This window comes from Mesorhizobium silamurunense, from assembly GCF_014843825.1.
Classification (GTDB): Bacteria; Pseudomonadota; Alphaproteobacteria; order Rhizobiales; family Rhizobiaceae; genus Mesorhizobium; species Mesorhizobium silamurunense.
In genome coordinates this window covers 1-749 of sequence record NZ_JHQR01000473.1, presented here as the reverse complement: position 1 = coordinate 749, position 749 = coordinate 1, and the positions used below count along the sequence as shown (strand labels likewise).

Here is a 749-nt window from a genome sequence, read left to right as displayed (position 1 = left end):
GGTGAAGTCGCTGCTGCTGCCGGCCGTCGCGCTGGCCCTGCCGCAAGCGGCGATCCTGGCGCGCGTCGCCCGCTCGGCGCTGATCGAGGTGCTCAACGAGGACTATATCCGCACCGCCCGCGCCAAGGGCCTGCCCTACCGCGCGGTGCTCTGGCGTCATGCATTGCGCAACGCCATGATCCCGGTGCTGACCATCCTCGGCCTGCAATTCGCCTTCCTGCTTGCCGGCACTATCATCATCGAGAATGTCTTCTACCTGCCGGGGCTCGGCCGGCTGGTGTTCCAGGCCATCACCCAGCGCGACCTGATCGTCGTCGAAAGCGTGGTGATGCTCTTGGTCGCCGCCGTGATCGCCGTCAACTTACTTGTCGACTTCTCCTATGCGGTCGTTGATCCGCGGCTCAGGGGCCGGCAATGACGATGCGCGTCGACCTGCCCGAGGAAACGCTTGCCGGGGTTCTGGCCAAGGCCTTCCGCAACCGCTCGTTCCTGGTCGGCTTCGCCATCACGCTGCTGGTGGCCGCGATTGCGCTGCTCTCCTTTGTCTGGACGCCCTATGACGTCACCAAACTGGTGATCGCCGACAAGACGCAGGCGCCGTCGTGGGCTCATTGGTTCGGCACCGACCATTTCGGCCGCGACATCCTGTCGATGATCATGGTCGGCGCGCGCAACTCGATCGCCGTGGCGCTGGTCGCGGTCGGCATCGGCATGGGCGTCGGCGTGCCGCTCGGCGCCTTCGCAGCGGC

At 66.4% G+C, this 749-nt stretch carries 1 protein-coding gene and 1 pseudogene; both read left to right on the top strand.

Annotation, left to right across the window (positions count from 1 at the left end; genetic code table 11):
- On the top strand, positions 1-418 hold a 418-nt coding region (locus DH10_RS36055; RefSeq protein ID WP_192385971.1), incomplete at its 5' end, for an ABC transporter permease.
- Positions 415-749 (top strand): annotated as a pseudogene (locus tag DH10_RS36050) (ABC transporter permease); the annotation flags it as partial. The gene DH10_RS36055 and the pseudogene DH10_RS36050, both read left to right, overlap by 4 nt.